The sequence below is a fragment of the Microbulbifer maximicatervae (SeqCode) genome (genome assembly GCF_052467815.1).
In genome coordinates this window covers 1,520,096-1,536,081 of sequence record NZ_CP174326.1, presented here as the reverse complement: position 1 = coordinate 1,536,081, position 15,986 = coordinate 1,520,096, and the positions used below count along the sequence as shown (strand labels likewise).

Here is a 15,986-nt window from a genome sequence, read left to right as displayed (position 1 = left end):
AGATAGCCCTTTTAAGCTTGCTTATAACTGAACTGTTAGGCTAAGTTCAAACTTTTCAACATCAAGTTCAATAAAGGGAGTCAGAAGGCTAAGCACGGTATCATTTTCAAGATCTGGTATAACATCAAGCGTTGAGGTAGATCCTGCACGATAGGTATCACTACCAAAGCTGCGAATATTAATATTATCATCTGCCTCCATAGTGCTATAAGCAGCCTCTAAGGCAATATTCCGACTTAAGAAGTGGGTGAAAGCCAGCTTCATATCGTCTTTCTCGTCCAGTTTCATACCAAACGAGCTGCTTTGGGTGAAGAAATATTCTGCACCGATCTGCCAATAATCGTCATCACCTTCATAGTCGGCATAGGAAAGTTCAGCGGTTAAATACCTCCCACCTCCCAGGTTTGTGAAGTATTTGGAGGAAAATACAGCCACATCGAATTCATCATCACTGACAAGATCAAAACCAATATAATCAGCACCGCTCAACGGATGATTGTATCGAAATTCAACATAAGTCTCTTCATCAGACTCAAAATCAGTGTGGGAAAGTTCCAATAAAAAGTTCGGGGTGAATAAATAGCCAAGAGCAACCGTATCAATATTGCGATCATTAACTTCGGTCAAATCAACACCGAAAATAAAACCATTTTTAGCGAAATACTCTCCGGTCACAGCGTAATTATCGGCATTATTTTTATCTACCTCATTGTGGAAAAAGGCAGCCGACACATTGCTTACTTTGTTAATATATTCAAACTCTTTTAGAGGGCCTAGAGTTTCTTTTCCAGAAAAGAAATAAGTAGTTTCAGCCAAAAACTGATTGCCATCTAAATCGAACTCACTACCCATAACATCTAGATCATAATCCAAGCTAGAATATCCAGCTGTAGTAATTGAATTATATTTCTCAGCGTCAGCTGTTGCAGAGAGAAGTAACAGGGGAAGAATAGCGAGACTGAATCTCATTTCCGAAACCTTTCGTTAACATAATGACCTAAATTGGGGTGCGAATTCTAGCAAGATTTTTTTACTGCGCAACAAATACTATTTGTATGAGATAAAAACAGAATCCACATATAAATGGACTATACGGTAAATATGCTATTATCACCAAACCTAGATAATTCAATTCACACAACAGGTTCTTTATGCTTCCACTGCTCATATAGTTCTGCTGAACTGACAAGCAACCTTTCGCCTGGAGATACCTATCGATGAAAGTTATTCACCCACAGGTTTTTACGAAACATTCGAAGCGACAAGCTTTCATTTAGTAAGCCCGCACAAGAATTAAGCTAAATTTCGGAAGGATTATTTCGCGATAGCAAGAGATTTAGAAGGATTTTAGATTTATTTAGAGGTCGGATATAAAAAGAAAAATCAGCAAAGTACTCCAACCATTACATAAAACAGCTGGATATAAAAGAAAGCTGGCACTAGGGTGCCAAACAGGGTTGAAGCAGTGCAGCTAAGTTGCTTTGAACTTACCCAAGCTGCACTATAAAGTAAAGGACTATCATTGATAGCCCTTTACTTAAGCTAGCTTACAATTGGACAGTTAAGCCCAGCTGGTAGATATCTAGATCACCGCTAACATCATTATTAGATAGATAAGCTGCTTCAACAGCAATATTGCGATTAAAGAAGTGAGTCATACCCAGATGGTAATTTTCATTCTCATCATAATTAAATTCAACAGAGGTGCGCTGATTGAAGAAGAATTCAGTGCCAAGCGCCCAGTAATCATCGGCTTTCTCGATGCTATTGTAAGCTACTTCTACAGTCAGATATTGCTCTCCAGCCAGATGAGTAAAGTACTTGGAGGACAAAGCACGATTTTCGAATTCTTCATCAACAAAAAGATTAAAACCAACGTAATCAGTTGAATTCAACTGGTAGTTATAACGAGCCTCCAAGGAAAACTCATTATCACTATCGTCATCAACATGATTTAGCTTAACCAGCAAATCTGGGGAAAAGAGGTATCCGATAGACTGATAATCTAAATTAGTTTCCCAAACATCATATATACCAGCACTAACAACAATTCCATTGGAAGCAAAATACTCACCACCTACAGAGAAAGAGTCTATATCATCACTATCGTGATTATGATGATAGAATTCACCAGAAACATTACTAACTTTGTTAATATATTCAAACTCTTTTAATGGACCAAGAGTTTCCTTACTACCAAAAAAGTAAGTAGTTCCAAGGTTAAAATCATCTGCATCATAACCTCTATTCCTAGTAGAACCAGAACTACCAGAAATAGAGTATGTATAATCAGTATTGGCGTATGTAGCATTAGTAAAAGAATTATATTCTTCAGCGCCTGCAGTTGTGGCGACAAGCATCAGGGGCAGAGCAGCAAGCTTGAATCTCATTTGATAAATCCTTCGTTAACGTAGCGATCCAAATTGGGCTGCGGATTGTAACAAAAGTTTTTTGGTGCGCAACAACAGCAAATTACACGATAAGCAATTAGAGCCAAATTTGCGGTAAAGCGAATATTTTTTTTCGATAAAAAAATGTATCAACCAGAAAAAACAAACGCTGTAATTGGCTGTAATGCACCAAACAAATAAATTCCAGCTAAAAAGAATAAAATAAAAAGTTTTATTTTAATATTCGAACATATATTTATTCAGGCTGTGTTCAGGTTGAATTGATTAACATCAATCGCTATTAATATTTACAACCCATTGCGGGTCATAAAACTCCCCTATTAGATTAATTTTTACAAAAGGGGCCACACTGGCAATGATTTCGTCAATTTTTTTACTGTGCTCGGCTTGCATAGCATCCCGATCTTTTTTACATCGCCAGCTAGCAATGGCTATCAACACATTGGGGTCATCAATTTTTCGATGAAGCTCTGTGCCCATCGCTCCCGGGGAGCGCTGGATAATCTCAGAAGCGCGCATCCAGGCATCGGCATAATCCTCAGCTTTAAACCCATTTTGTAGATGAACTTCGAAGATAAATTTCATGCTCTGTATTACCTAACGACTAACAAATAGTTTTCCGTAAAAAAAAAGGCCGCACTAGGCGACCTTTTTAAATTAGCAAAGCCCTTTAGGACTTGCGCAGATTTTCCTGGTGCCCATGCCGGATATCAGCACCCTCCACCAGGTAAACAACCTGCTCACAAATATTCTTCGCATGGTCACCGATCCGCTCCAGTGAGCGCAGGGTCCACAACACATTAATGACCCGGGAAATACTGCGCGGGTCCTCCATCATGTAAGTTACCAGCTCACGTACGGCCGTACGGTAATCCATGTCAACCTGCTGGTCCTCAGCAAGAGTTTGCAGAGCCGACTGCACATCGAAACGAGTATAGGCATCCAGGGCGTCATTGAGCATTTTGCGCACAGCATTGGCAATATGACGGATTTCGGTATACCCGCGCGGCGACGTACCTTCATCTGTCAGAGCTATGGCCATCTTGGCAATCTTGCTCGCCTCATCCCCAATGCGCTCCAGGTCGCGGGCAATACGAATGACAGACAGCACCATGCGGAGGTCGGATGCGGCCGGTTGGCGCTTGGCAATAATTAGCGTGGCGTGCTCATCCAGGGCCATCTCACTTTTATCGATGACTTCTTCAATACGCAGAACTTCTTCGGCCAACTCACTGTCAGCATTGGCCAGGGCATCAACCGCATCGGCAACCTGGCGGGCGACCATACCGCCCATTTCCAACATCTCTGTCTTTAAGCTTTCCAGGTCTTCATTAAATTGGCGTGAGATATGTTGATCGAAATGCATTTCCATAGTTTTCCCTCCGAGCAGGAACCTTAGCCGAAGCGGCCGGTGATATAGGCTTCAGTGAGTTCGTGCTCGGGGTTGGTGAACACCGTTTCAGTATCGTTAACTTCCACCAAATGCCCCAAATGGAAGTAAGCCGTACGCTGACTCACCCGCGCAGCCTGCTGCATCGAGTGAGTAACGATTGCGATAGTGTAGTTCTGGCGCAGCTCATCGATCAGCTCTTCGATTCGCGCTGTTGCAATCGGGTCCAGGGCAGAGCAGGGCTCATCCATCAGGATTACTTCCGGGCTCACCGCAATAGCACGGGCGATACACAGGCGCTGCTGCTGGCCACCGGACAGACCCGTACCCGGCTTGTCCAAACGATCTTTAACCTCATTCCACAGACCGGCGCGGCGCAGGCTATTTTCTACGATCTCATCCAGATCGGCGCGGCGGCTGGCAATGCCGTGGATTTTTGGGCCGTAGGCCACATTCTCGTAAATGGACTTGGGAAAAGGGTTTGGTTTCTGGAATACCATACCGACGCGGGCGCGCAGGGGTACCACATCCACTTTGGGGCCATAGATGGGGTCACCATCCAGACTTAACTCGCCCTCGACGCGACAACCTTCAATGGTGTCATTCATGCGGTTGAGGCAACGTAAAAACGTCGACTTACCACAGCCGGAGGGACCGATCATGGCAACCACTTCATTTTTTCCAATATCGAGACCGACCGAGTGGATCGCCTGGGTTTCACCATAGAAAACATTCACATTGCGCATACGCAACTTGGCGGTGTCACAGAAGGGTTGGCCAACTGTTTCTCTAACATCAGCCCGATCATTCATCATTTGCCTACCCGCAACATCGGATTGCGCCGCATCAGTTTGGCTGGCGGCATCCAGGGTCATGGTACTCATATAATATCCCGCTTTCTGATAATCCGCGCTCTGTTACCAGCGGCGCTCAAGTTTCTTGCGCAGCAATACCGCGCTGGTATTCATCACAATCAGCACACTCAGCAACACCATAATGGCTGCGGAGGTGCGCTCGACAAAGGCGCGCTCCGGGCTATCTGCCCACAGGAAAATCTGCACAGGCAGCACGGTGGCCGGGTCGGTTACCCCGGCAGGTACGTCGACAATAAAAGCGACCATACCAATCATCAATAGGGGTGCCGTCTCACCGAGGGCCTGGGCCATACCGATAATCGCGCCGGTCAACATTCCCGGCATCGCCAGGGGCAGCACATGGTGGAAAACCACCTGCATGCGCGAAGCTCCCATACCCATTGCCGCCTCGCGAATTGAGGGCGGTACTGCCTTCAAAGCCGCGCGGCTGGAAATAATAATCGTGGGCAAGGTCATCAGTGTCAGTACCAAGCCCCCTACCAGAGGCGCCGAACGCGGCAACTCAAAGAAATTAATAAATATCGCCAGGCCCAGAAGACCGAAAACAATAGAAGGCACTGCCGCGAGGTTGTTGATATTCACCTCAATCAAATCAGTCCAACGGTTTTTGGGCGCATACTCTTCCAGGTAAATCGCCGCCGCCACACCGATAGGAAATGACAGTGCCAGAGTTACCAACAGGGTAAACAGGGACCCCATCAAGGCTGCGCGGATGCCCGCCTGCTCTGGTTCACGGGAGTCGCCATTAGTAAAGAAGATGGTATTGAACCGCTTCTTCAGTTCACCGCTGTCCAACAGCTGCTCAATCCAACCAGCCTTCTGGTCCGAGGTACGACCACGGAAACCCTCTTTGGAATCCTTCAGGCTTTTGACGAAAGTATCCACATCGTCATCGACTGACAGCCAGACTTTCTCGGATTTACCCAACAGTTCCGGATTCGCCGCCAAACGATCGCGCAAGGTAAAAGGTGCTCCCGAGGAAACCAGGCTGTAGAGCTCGCGCTTGTCACTGCGACCAGTCACAGTGGGAAAGCGTTCGCGCAGGGACTGACGAATAACACCGGTGAAGTTTGCCCAGGTCAGACTTTCATCATCGACCTTATCGATGCCCAGAACCTGTTCGTCGTAGTGCACCTCCAGTTGGATAGCTGTCTGCACAAAGGCACCACTGCCTTTGCTGATAATGTCAGTGAACAAAATCAGTACAGCGAGTACACCAAAGGCAATACTGCCGATACCCAACCCACGAAACAGCTTTTCTTTGCGGTGACGGCTGGCGAGGCTTTTTTCTATGCGCTCGCGAACCTGCGCCTGAGTAAGATCAGTCATACTGCTCCCGGTATTTTTTCACTACGTGCAAGGCAATAAAGTTCAGCACCAAAGTGGAGATAAACAACATCAGGCCCAAAGCAAAAGCGGCGAGGGTCTTGGGACTGTCAAATTCCTGGTCGCCAACCAACAGAGTCACAATCTGCACCGTCACAGTCGTGACCGATTCGAGCGGGTTTGCGGTGAGGTTCGCCGCGAGCCCGGCGGCCATAACCACAATCATGGTTTCACCAATTGCGCGGGAAACGGCCAGCAATACACCGCCGACGATGCCGGGTAGTGCCGCAGGAATCACAACTTTGCGCACCGTCTCGGACTGGGTGGAACCCAAACCCAGGGCGCCATCGCGCAGGGACTGGGGCACTGCGTTGATTACGTCATCGGATAGAGAGGAGACGAAGGGAATAATCATGATGCCCATCACCAGGCCAGCGGCCAGTGCGCTTTCACTGGAGGCCTGTAGGCCCATAGAGGTGGCCAACTCGCGAATAAATGGAGCAACGGTTAAGGCAGCAAAAAAGCCGTATACCACGGTGGGTACACCGGCGAGAATTTCGAGTACTGGCTTGGCCAGGGAACGCACGCGCTTACTGGCGTACTCGGCCAGATAAATAGCTGCCATCAATCCCACAGGTACCGCCACAAACATGGCGATCGCGGACACCATAAGAGTTCCGGTAAACAGGGGGACAGCACCAAAAGCACCGCTCGATCCCACCTGGTCTGCGCGCAGTGCCATCTGTGGGCTCCAATGCAAACCAAACAGGAATTCACTCACTGGCACGGACTGGAAGAAGCGCAGGGATTCAAACAATACCGATAACAAAATACCGACAGTGGTTAGAATCGCGGCGCTGGCACAGGCAATCAGCACCGTGCGCAGCACTTTTTCAACTTTTTCGCGAGCGCGCAGCTTGGGAGAAAAACGCAGCAGTGCAAAAGCGGCAAGGCCGCTGGCCAACACTAAACTCAGGAAGGCCTGTAAATTATTGGAGCTGGAACGCAACTGACCGAGGTAGTCTGCAGCACTCTGCAATTGTGGGGACTTTTCACCTATCAGGTGGCCCGCCGCGAGATTCTGGATCTGCGCGTAGAGAAGGTTCTGCCCGGAGATGCTCTCCGGCTTATCGGCAATACTATTCATGACCATCGCACGGATGATCGAATCGTCAAACACCAACCAGGCACAGAGTAATATCAGTGCTGGCAAACCACACCAAAGGGCGGTGAGTAATCCGTAGTAACTGGGTAGGGCGGCCAGATTGCGAACGCCGCCAAGACTGCGAGCAGCGTTCACTGCACGGCGAAAGCCAGTGCCGTAGGCCACTAATATCAAGAGCAGCAAAAGTGCGAACAGTGTGGGGGTTTGCATTGAATTACCGTACTAAAAATATCGTCGCTGGCATTATCCAGACTTTATCCCCGCGTTCCATCACAGGGGGGCGACAATTTGTGAGTCTTCTTATAAAGAACGGCCAAGCCCTTTCGAGCTTGGCCGTCAATTCCCTTTGACAGTACAACTCCAGAATTTTTTTACTTGGCTGCGAGATTACTCAGTGCGTTCAGCTTGCGCACATCAGTAGCAATCTTTTGACGCTTCTCGGTGGGCAGAGGAATCATACCTTTGTCAGCCAGGTAGCCGTCTTCACCCCAAGCGCGCTCATTGGTGAATTCAGCCAAGAACTGCTTAACACCGGGAACCACATCAGCGTGTTGCTTCTTAACGTAGATAAACAGCGGACGGGAAACCGGGTAGCTCTGGTCAGCGATGGAGTCGAAAGTAGGGGCCTGATCTTCGATTAGAGAGCCCTGTACCTTGTCAGCATTCTGGTCGAGGAAACTAAAGCCGAAGATACCCAGGGCGTTCGGGTTGGCAACCAGCTTGTTCACGATCAGGTTGTCGTTCTCACCGGCTTCAACATAAGCACCGTCTTCGCGAACGTTGTGACAGATCGCTTTGTAAGCGCTCTTGTCTGTTTTCTTCATGGCTTTGATCCAGCCAAACTTCTTACAGCCACCTTCCATTGCCAGCTCGGCAAAAGCATCGCGGGTACCGGAAGTGGGGGGCGGACCCAAAACTTCGATTTTGGTGTTGGGCAGGGCTGGATTTACGTCCTTCCAGGTCTTGTAGGGGTTGGCTACCAGAGTTTCAGAACCGTCTGGGTTAGGTACTTCCTTAGCCAGGGCCAGAAAGATGTCCTTGCGAGTCAGCTTAAAGGGAGCCGCTTTCTTAGCATTCGCAAGAACAATGCCGTCGTAACCGATCTGTACTTCAACAACATCAACACCGTTGCTGTTGCACATTTCCAATTCGGATTGCTTAATGCGACGGGAGGCACCGGTGATATCCGCAGTGCTTTCTCCAACACCCTGGCAGAACAACTTCATGCCACCACCCGTACCAGTGGACTCAACGACTGGAGTTTTAAACTGGGTTGCGCGGCTAAAACGCTCCGCCACAGTCGTAGTAAACGGGTAAACAGTAGAGGAACCTACAACACTAATGTAATCGCGCGCCGCCATAGCAACCTGTGAAGTTGCCAGGGTCAGGGCTGCCAGAGAAGTCGCCAGAATTTGCTTGTTCATTGTGTAACTCCGATGAGTGTTTTTATTTCACGCGGCGATGCTAGGAACAACGGGTGACGATTCTATGAATAAAAGATTACAAAAAGGTTACAGCTGTATTTTTACCCTGCTGGCATGAGAGCGGGCAAAGGGTTAACCTTCGAGCAACATAAATAACAATAAGATGTAAAGAGAGAAGCCCCCATGCGTTTTCTGCTGTGCAGCGCGCAGGCACTCGAGCGCCTGACCAGTCATACCGGGCAACTGCTGTCCTGGTTCACATGGGCCATGGTCCTGTTACAAAGCTGTGTTGTGGTGATGCGCCACGGCTTCAATACCGGTTCTATCGCCCTACAGGAATCCGTGATTTACCTGCACGGTGCCGCCTTTATGCTGGGGCTGGCCTATGCGTTGCAGACCGATGCCCATGTGCGGGTGGATGTCTTCTACCGCAGGATGAGCGCCAGGGCCAAAGCCTGGGTCAATGCAATTGGCTATCTGATATTCCTCTTACCACTTTGCGTCTTTCTATTTATAAGCAGCTGGCACTTTGTACTGAATAGCTGGTCAGTTTTTGAAGACAGTGCGAACGCCGGCGGCCTGCCTGGGGTATTTTTACTGAAGAGCCTGATTCCTCTGTCCGCCGTCACCCTGGCTCTGGCGGGGCTGGCCCAGTTTATTCGCGCGCTGGTGCAATTGATGCTGCCCCAACAACAGTCCATTCCAATGTCGTCGTCAAAAGCAGTACTGAAGCAGGTAGAAGGGGCCGAAGTGTGATTGAGCTAATCCCCTTTCTGATGTTTGCAGCCGTCTGCGCTCTGCTTATGTTCGGCTACCCAGTAGCTTTTACCCTCGCGGGTACCGCCCTGCTATCAGCGGGCCTGGGTATTGTGTATGGCGTATTTGATGCTGAGTTGCTGCGCGCTTTCCCCGATCGCCTCTACGGCATTATGCAAAACGGCACTCTGGTTGCCGTTCCGCTATTTGTGCTGATGGGGGTAATACTGGAGCGAGCCAAGATTGCCGAGGATTTGTTGGTTAATCTGAGCAAAGCCTTTATGGGGGCTCCCTCGGGACTCGCCATTTCCGTAGTGGTAGTGGGCGCGCTGCTCGCCGCCAGTACTGGCATCGTCGGTGCAACTGTAGTCACCATGGGGCTGATGTCACTGCCCACCATGTTAAAAAGTGGCTACTCCCCCAAACTGGCTACCGGCACTATCTGCGCCACTGGTACCCTCGGGCAAATTATCCCTCCCTCTATTGCCTTGGTTCTGTTGGGTGACACCCTCTCCAATGCCTATCAACAGGCACAACTATCTGCAGGCATTTTCAATCCCAAGCCAGTCAGCGTAGGGGATCTGTTTGTAGGGGCAATTATTCCCGGCTTACTGCTGGTGGCCGCCTATATCATTTATCTATTATTTATTGCCCGTCGCCCCAAACCCACAGAGAGCAGCGAGCCTCCAGAAGTGGATAAGGCCCAGCTGCTTCGCAGTCTTTTGCCCCCGATTGCCTTAATGCTGATTGTGCTCGGATCAATCATCGTTGGCGCTGCCACCCCTACAGAAGCGGCCGCCGTCGGCGCACTGGGGGCGGCGTTACTGGCATCCAGTCGCGGAGCACTAAGCTTTAAGCGCGCCGGGGAAATCGGCCGCAGTACACTTCAGGTCTCGGCAATGGTTTTCGCCATATTGATTGGCGCTTCATTATTTTCTCTGGTATTTCGCGGTTACAACGGTGAAGAATTGGTGACAGGATTTTTCCACAGCTTGCCCGGAGGGGTAATCGGCGCGACCCTGTTGGTGATGCTGGTAATCTTCCTGCTGGGCTTTATCCTCGACTTTATCGAGATCACCTTTGTAGTGGTACCAATTGTGGGCCCGGTACTGCTGGCAATGGGCGTCGATCCGGTGTGGCTCGGCATTATGATTGCCATCAATTTGCAAACCTCTTTCCTAACGCCTCCATTTGGGTTTGCCCTCTTTTACCTGCGCGGGGTGGCCCCCAGTTCTGTCGCGACATCGGCCATCTATCGCGGGGTAGCACCTTTTATTGCCATTCAACTTTTACTGCTCTGCCTGCTGGCGATATGGCCGGCCCTGGCCACTTGGTTGCCGGGGGTGGTTCAGCAATAGTGATCTGCGTCATGTAGAGAGCCGTCCAGGGCTGAGAGGCGGCACCAACGGCCAAAAACGCGCCTGCGGTCGACTAAAGGCCGAAATTTATTCTGGTCAATTACTGGCCAAATTGTGCTAGAATGCGCCACCATTCCAGTAGTGGAAACCAATAACTCTAACAATCTGTGAGTACCCGATGTCCGCACTGTCAGCTCTCGATGAAGATCCACAACCCACAGGCACGCTAACCCTGCAAACCCTGGCTATGCCCCGCGATACCAATCCGCAGGGGGATGTTTTTGCCGGTTGGCTGATGTCGCAGATGGACCTCGCTGGCGCCATTCTCGCGCAAACCATGGCGCGCGGCCGTGTCACAACTGTTGCGGTGGGCAGCATGGTTTTCCTGCGCCCGGTTCCGGTTGGCTCAACAGTCAGCTGCTATGCGGAAGCCATTGAAGAAGGGCGCTCCTCAATTCGTACCATGGTTGAGGTTTGGCTGACCCGGGTGGATTCCGGTGAGCAGGTCAAGGTTACCGAGGGTGAGTTTGTATTTGTCGCGATCGACGATGCCGGCCGCACCAGGCCGCTGCCCTGATTGTAGATTTCGAGTTCGCCGGCTGTAGAGCAACACAGCCGGCAATATCATCGGCCCAGTAGTTGGGCGCTAATCTTCCTTTAACTCTCTCGCCTGGTAGTAAGCCTCTTCACTGATCTCGTGGTAGGGCTTCACATCCCGTTCAAATTCCTTAAAGGCTTTGTAAACACGGGCAAACTCCGGGTCCCGCTGCGCCGTCTCCTGCATAATTTCGTTGTTGATCTTCTTCAGGTGAGACAGAACATCCTCCGGCAAGCGCTCCACTTTTACCCCGTGCTCTTCTACCAGCTCCTTGAGGGCCCGGTTATTGCGTGCCGTGTATTCGTCCAGCATATCCTGGTTAGCTTCACGGGCGGCGACTCGCACTATTTCCTGCAAATCAGCAGGCAGTTTTTCGAACGCCTTTTTATTAACGATAAATTCCAGGATAGAGCCCGGCTCATGCCACCCGGGGTAGTAGTAATACTCAGCGACCTGGTGGAAACCAAAAGCGAGATCGTTGTAGGGCCCCACCCATTCGGTAGCATCGATCACTCCAGTCTGGAGGGCGGTGTAGAGTTCTCCACCGGGAATGGTCACCGCAGTGCCGCCTGCGCGGTTTAAAACCTCACCACCCAGGCCGGGAATACGCATCTTTAGGCCCTTTAAATCCTTCACCGACTCAATCGGTTTGTTAAACCAGCCCGCCATCTGTACACCGGTGGAGCCCCCCGCAAGTGGAATCAGGTTAAAGGGCTCGTAGATCTCCTCCCAGAGTTCGAGACCACCACCGTGGTGTAACCAACCATTCATTTCCTGGGCATTCAAGCCAAAAGGCACCGCAGTAAAAAACTGGGCAGCGGGCACCTTGCCTTTCCAGTAATAGGCAGCACCGTGTCCCATCTGCGCGGCGCCTTCCGATACAGCACCAAATACGCCCAGGGCAGGTACCAACTCACCGGCACCGTACACTTTGATCCTGAGACGCCCGGCTGACATCGCCTCGACTTTCTTGGCAAAACGCTCCGGCGCACTGCCGAGGCCAGGGAAATTCTTGGGCCAGGTAGTAACTAATTTCCATTCGAACAGCTCTTTATTGCCCTCTGCGGAAAAGTGCTGGGCAGGGCCCATCGCTGCACGGGAAGCTACCAGGGCGGCGAAGGTAATGGCGAGCAGGGCTAAGAGCCCGAGAATGATGGCCGGGTACCAATTGAGTTTTTTCATTGCTACTAATTTATCGTTATTTTTGTATTGTACAAATTATCGGCAGACGCTTTGGTCGCCAACTTAGGTCTTCAGGGGAAGTCCTCTGTGATCTGACCCTGGTATTTTGGATGGATTCCCGCTATCGCTGGAATCCATCCACCACTATCTAACTTTCAATTCTGCATGCCTCTCAGTACCGACATGCTCCGGCACTCAGTATTTAATGCTTAGTGCCAGCTCAAGCCATCACTTAAAGCGGCTGCAACTTGGCCATTGAAAGTATCAGCCTCTTGTCGCCAACATCATCAAAATTAACCAGCACCCGCATTCGAGGACCCGTTCCCTCAAACTCAATGACAGTTCCTTCACCAAACTTGGCGTGGTCCACTCGCCCTCCCAGAACCAGCGGGGGCAAATCATCGAAGTCTGGCGCCGGGTCGGAAAACTGGCCTACCTTGCCGTAGTCCGCCTGGTAGAGGGGACGGGAAATTTCGGTCTTCAGGCGCACTTCTTGCACCAAATTAGGTGGAATTTCGCCGATAAAGCGGGAAGGGCTGTTATAGGTTTCGCTGCCAAACAGACGCCGGTTTTCCGCGTAGGTAATGTATAGCTTGCGCATGGCGCGGGTGATACCCACGTAGCAGAGGCGTCTCTCCTCCTCCATGCGGCCGGGCTCCTGCGCCGACATCTTGTGGGGGAACAGGTTTTCCTCCACACCCGCCATAAATACCAGGGGAAACTCCAAGCCTTTGGCGGAGTGCAGGGTCATCAGCTGGACGGCATCCTCAAACTCATCCGCCTGGCCTTCACCGGCATCCAGGGCAGCGCTGTCGAGGAACTGGTTAAGAAGGGGAATTTCCTCCTCATCTTCCTCTCCCTCGGGCAGGCCCGCACCGGTAAAGCCGCGACAGGCAGTGACCAGTTCCTGCAAGTTTTCCACTCGTGTTTGGCCTTTCTCGCCTTTCTCTTTGCCGTGAAACTCCAGCAAACCGCTGTTTTCGATCACATCCTCAGCAATAGCATCCAACTCTTTATCTTCTGCATTCGCTGCCAGCTGGTTAATCAGGTCCAGGAAGCTCTGCAGGGCATTGCCGGCGCGAGCAGCCAATACCCGCTGCTGCAACATCAGCTTGGCCGCCTGCCACAGGGAGCAGCCCTGCTCCCGGGCATAAGAGCGAACCATCTCTACAGTGCGCGCGCCGATGCCACGGGTGGGCGTATTCACCACCCGCTCAAACGCAGTATCATCATCGCGGTTGGTAATCAGGCGTAAATAAGACAGGGCATTCTTGATTTCCAGGCGTTCGTAGAAGCGCTGGCCGCCATAGATACGGTAGGGAACCTGCTCGCGCAAAAGCCCCTCTTCAAGTACCCGGGATTGGGCATTGGAGCGGTAGAGGATGGCGATGCTGTCGCGGCGATTACCGTCGCGCACCCAGTCATTGATACGTTCGACAATAAAGCGCGATTCATCCTGTTCGTTGTAGGCCGCATAGACGGCGATGGGCTCACCCTCTTCCCCCTTGGTCCACAACTCTTTGCCCAAGCGACCACTGTTATTAGCGATCACCGCATTAGCCGCGTTCAGAATGGTGGAGGTGGATCTGTAGTTCTGCTCCAGTCGCACCGTCTGCACTTCTCGTAAGTCTGTGGAAAAGTGCTGGATATTCTCGATCTTGGCACCGCGCCAACCGTAGATAGACTGGTCATCGTCACCCACGGCGGTGATATGGCACTGCTCACCGGCGAGTAAGCGCAACCAGGCATATTGAATCGTGTTGGTATCCTGGAACTCATCCACCAGGATATGGGGGAAACGCCGGCGATAGTGGGCCAGAATAGCGTCGTTATTCAGCCAAAGCTCGTGGGCGCGCAGCAGCAGCTCGCCGAAATCCACCAATCCACCGCGCTGACAGGCCTCTTCATAGGCGAAATAGATTCGCACCATGGTCTGCAACCAGGGATCGGCGCCGGCATTGATATATTGCGGACGCAGACCTTCATCTTTCTGCGCGCCAATCCACCACTGGGTTTCACGCGGTGACCACTTTTTATCATCCAGCCCCAGATCTGCCTGTACCCGCTTGATCAGGCGTAGCTGGTCGTCGGAATCCAGGATCTGGAAGTTCTGCGGCAACTTGGCTTCTTGCCAGTGGGCCTTGAGCAGGCGGTGAGCCAGGCCGTGGAAGGTGCCCACCCACATGCCAAAGGTATTCACCCCCAGCAGCTCTTCGATACGGGCGCGCATCTCGCGGGCCGCCTTGTTGGTAAAGGTTACCGCCATAATGGAGTAGGGCGAGGCGCCCTCCACCTGCATCAGCCAGGCGATGCGGTGTACCAGCACCCGGGTCTTGCCCGAGCCGGCACCGGCCAGAACCAATTGATTGCCGGGCGCGGCAGCTACTGCTTCGCGCTGGGCGTCGTTGAGGGGGTCTAAAATCTGAGATACGTCCATGGGCGAAGATTGTACCAGAGCTGATGCACAAGACCTGTGTAAATAAACAGGATTTTGCCCTGCCTGACAATGTAATGTCGCTCGCCAGCGGAGGGCACAGCGGCTAAACTGCGCCATCTGGCATAGAGAAGGAAGTCCTGTGAAACCGGCGGAAGTAACGCAACGAATCAGTGAACAACTGTCATCCATGCGCAAATCAGAGCGCAAGGTGGCGGAGTATATTCTCGCCAACCCCGATGAAATCATTCATATGCGCATCGTCGACCTGGCTACTGAAGCCCAGGTGAGTGAACCTACCGTGGTGCGCTTTTGTCGCGCCGTGGGCTGCTCCGGATTCCAGGAGTTCAAGCTGAACCTGGCGCAGCAGCTGGCTTCCAGCCCCAGCTTCGGCCAGATTGCGGTTACGGAAACGGATACCATTGCCGAGTACAAGCGCAAGGTTTTCGACTCCACGGTGGATACCCTGCTGAAAGTCCGCGATAGAATTGACGACCGTGCCCTCGAGGCCGCTGTCACTGCGATGGCCGCTTCCAAGCGGGTGGAATTCTTCGGTTTTGGCGCCTCCGGTGCCGTCGCCGCCGATGCCCAGCACAAGTTCTTCCGCCTGCAATTGGCCACCGCTGCTCACTCAGACCACCACATCCAGAATATGTCGGCCATGTCCATGCAAGCGGGGGATGTAGTAGTAGCTATCTCCCAGAGCGGTCGCACCAAGGCGTTACTTCGCTCCATGAGCATGGCAAAAGAGCAGGGCGCTCTGGTGGTTGGTTTGGCACCCAGCGGTTCGCCGGTAGCACAGCAAGCCAGCATCCCACTGGAAGTGGATGTGGAAGAGGATATTGAGATCTATACGCCGCTGTCCTCGCGCATCGCCCACCTGGTGGTAATCGATGTTCTCGCTATCGGCGTAGCCCAGCGCAAAGGTCCTCAGCTACAGGAGCACCTGTTGAAACTGAAACAGGGACTGTACACATTGCGGGAAGACAAGCACTAAACTCCCTGATATCCAAAGCGGGCAAGGGACAATGGGCCCGCCCGTTTCTACCAAAGCCATTTCCCGCCAA

The 15,986-nt window shown here is 51.5% G+C and carries 14 protein-coding genes; 4 read left to right on the top strand and 10 right to left on the bottom strand.

The features are described 5' to 3' along the window. Positions 1-21: 21 nt before the first annotated feature. The 8 genes from ACJJIW_RS06610 to ACJJIW_RS06575 form a co-directional block, all read right to left on the bottom strand. Positions 22-969 carry a putative porin gene (locus tag ACJJIW_RS06610; protein WP_444936959.1) on the bottom strand — a complete coding sequence of 316 codons (948 nt, stop codon included), beginning with the start codon at positions 967-969 and terminating at the stop codon, positions 22-24. Positions 970-1,547: 578 nt separating this feature from the next. Beyond that, positions 1,548-2,390, bottom strand: coding sequence for a putative porin (locus tag ACJJIW_RS06605; protein ID WP_444936958.1), 843 nt, complete (start codon positions 2,388-2,390; stop codon positions 1,548-1,550). Positions 2,391-2,681: 291 nt separating this feature from the next. Next, the gene (locus ACJJIW_RS06600) at positions 2,682-2,996 is read right to left on the bottom strand and encodes an antibiotic biosynthesis monooxygenase family protein (protein WP_444936957.1); all 315 of its coding nucleotides are present in this window, start codon (positions 2,994-2,996) and stop codon (positions 2,682-2,684) included. An 85-nt stretch (positions 2,997-3,081) separates the two neighbouring features. Continuing rightward, on the bottom strand, positions 3,082-3,783 hold the full coding sequence (phoU, locus tag ACJJIW_RS06595) for a phosphate signaling complex protein PhoU (RefSeq protein WP_282930610.1): 702 nt from the start codon (positions 3,781-3,783) through the stop codon (positions 3,082-3,084). 23 nt (positions 3,784-3,806) lie between these two features. Next, the gene (pstB, locus tag ACJJIW_RS06590; RefSeq protein ID WP_282934617.1) at positions 3,807-4,616 is read right to left on the bottom strand and encodes a phosphate ABC transporter ATP-binding protein PstB; all 810 of its coding nucleotides are present in this window, start codon (positions 4,614-4,616) and stop codon (positions 3,807-3,809) included. Positions 4,617-4,718: 102 nt separating this feature from the next. Beyond that, entirely contained in the window at positions 4,719-6,005 is a 1,287-nt protein-coding gene (pstA, locus tag ACJJIW_RS06585) for a phosphate ABC transporter permease PstA (RefSeq protein ID WP_282930609.1), read from the bottom strand. Beyond that, positions 5,998-7,377, bottom strand: a complete 1,380-nt coding sequence (gene pstC, locus ACJJIW_RS06580) for a phosphate ABC transporter permease subunit PstC (protein ID WP_282930608.1) — start codon at positions 7,375-7,377, stop codon at positions 5,998-6,000. The genes pstA and pstC overlap by 8 nt, the downstream gene beginning before the upstream one ends. Before the next feature lie 161 nt (positions 7,378-7,538). Continuing rightward, positions 7,539-8,591 (bottom strand): PstS family phosphate ABC transporter substrate-binding protein, encoded by a 1,053-nt coding sequence (locus ACJJIW_RS06575; RefSeq protein ID WP_282930607.1) that lies wholly within the window; start codon positions 8,589-8,591, stop codon positions 7,539-7,541. A 183-nt stretch (positions 8,592-8,774) separates the two neighbouring features. Here ACJJIW_RS06575 and ACJJIW_RS06570 point away from each other — a divergent pair, with 183 nt between their 5' ends. The 3 genes from ACJJIW_RS06570 to ACJJIW_RS06560 all read left to right on the top strand — a co-directional run bounded on the left by ACJJIW_RS06570 (position 8,775) and on the right by ACJJIW_RS06560 (position 11,282). After that, positions 8,775-9,347 carry a TRAP transporter small permease subunit gene (locus tag ACJJIW_RS06570; RefSeq protein WP_444936956.1) on the top strand — a complete coding sequence of 191 codons (573 nt, stop codon included), beginning with the start codon at positions 8,775-8,777 and terminating at the stop codon, positions 9,345-9,347. Beyond that, the gene (locus ACJJIW_RS06565) at positions 9,344-10,705 is read left to right on the top strand and encodes a TRAP transporter large permease (RefSeq protein ID WP_444892396.1); all 1,362 of its coding nucleotides are present in this window, start codon (positions 9,344-9,346) and stop codon (positions 10,703-10,705) included. Before ACJJIW_RS06570 ends, ACJJIW_RS06565 begins: the two co-directional genes overlap by 4 nt. A 187-nt stretch (positions 10,706-10,892) precedes the next feature. Continuing rightward, a complete protein-coding gene (locus tag ACJJIW_RS06560; protein ID WP_108735392.1) occupies positions 10,893-11,282 on the top strand; it encodes an acyl-CoA thioesterase in 390 nt (129 codons plus the stop codon). Positions 11,283-11,351: 69 nt separating this feature from the next. Here the strand turns inward: ACJJIW_RS06560 and ACJJIW_RS06555 are convergent, their stop codons facing one another. After that, a complete protein-coding gene (locus tag ACJJIW_RS06555) occupies positions 11,352-12,485 on the bottom strand; it encodes a TRAP transporter substrate-binding protein (RefSeq protein ID WP_444934515.1) in 1,134 nt (377 codons plus the stop codon). A gap of 232 nt (positions 12,486-12,717) precedes the next feature. Beyond that, positions 12,718-14,922, bottom strand: a complete 2,205-nt coding sequence (uvrD, locus tag ACJJIW_RS06550; protein WP_282930603.1) for a DNA helicase II — start codon at positions 14,920-14,922, stop codon at positions 12,718-12,720. Positions 14,923-15,061: 139 nt separating this feature from the next. Here uvrD and hexR point away from each other — a divergent pair, with 139 nt between their 5' ends. Continuing rightward, complete coding sequence (gene hexR / locus ACJJIW_RS06545; protein ID WP_282930602.1) at positions 15,062-15,916, top strand: transcriptional regulator HexR; 855 nt, start codon at positions 15,062-15,064, stop codon at positions 15,914-15,916. Positions 15,917-15,986: the final 70 nt, after the last annotated feature.

What these genes read in the sequence shown, in the direction of transcription:
- ACJJIW_RS06610 (WP_444936959.1), bottom strand. Translation starts at nt 969, where the DNA reads ATGAGATTCAGTCTCGCTATTCTTCCCCTGTTACTTCTCTCTGCAACA.
- ACJJIW_RS06605 (WP_444936958.1), bottom strand. Translation starts at nt 2,390, where the DNA reads ATGAGATTCAAGCTTGCTGCTCTGCCCCTGATGCTTGTCGCCACAACT.
- ACJJIW_RS06600 (WP_444936957.1), bottom strand. Translation starts at nt 2,996, where the DNA reads ATGAAATTTATCTTCGAAGTTCATCTACAAAATGGGTTTAAAGCTGAG.
- phoU (WP_282930610.1), bottom strand. Translation starts at nt 3,783, where the DNA reads ATGGAAATGCATTTCGATCAACATATCTCACGCCAATTTAATGAAGAC.
- pstB (WP_282934617.1), bottom strand. Translation starts at nt 4,616, where the DNA reads ATGATGAATGATCGGGCTGATGTTAGAGAAACAGTTGGCCAACCCTTC.
- pstA (WP_282930609.1), bottom strand. Translation starts at nt 6,005, where the DNA reads ATGACTGATCTTACTCAGGCGCAGGTTCGCGAGCGCATAGAAAAAAGC.
- pstC (WP_282930608.1), bottom strand. Translation starts at nt 7,377, where the DNA reads ATGCAAACCCCCACACTGTTCGCACTTTTGCTGCTCTTGATATTAGTG.
- ACJJIW_RS06575 (WP_282930607.1), bottom strand. Translation starts at nt 8,591, where the DNA reads ATGAACAAGCAAATTCTGGCGACTTCTCTGGCAGCCCTGACCCTGGCA.
- ACJJIW_RS06570 (WP_444936956.1), top strand. Translation starts at nt 8,775, where the DNA reads ATGCGTTTTCTGCTGTGCAGCGCGCAGGCACTCGAGCGCCTGACCAGT.
- ACJJIW_RS06555 (WP_444934515.1), bottom strand. Translation starts at nt 12,485, where the DNA reads ATGAAAAAACTCAATTGGTACCCGGCCATCATTCTCGGGCTCTTAGCC.
- uvrD (WP_282930603.1), bottom strand. Translation starts at nt 14,922, where the DNA reads ATGGACGTATCTCAGATTTTAGACCCCCTCAACGACGCCCAGCGCGAA.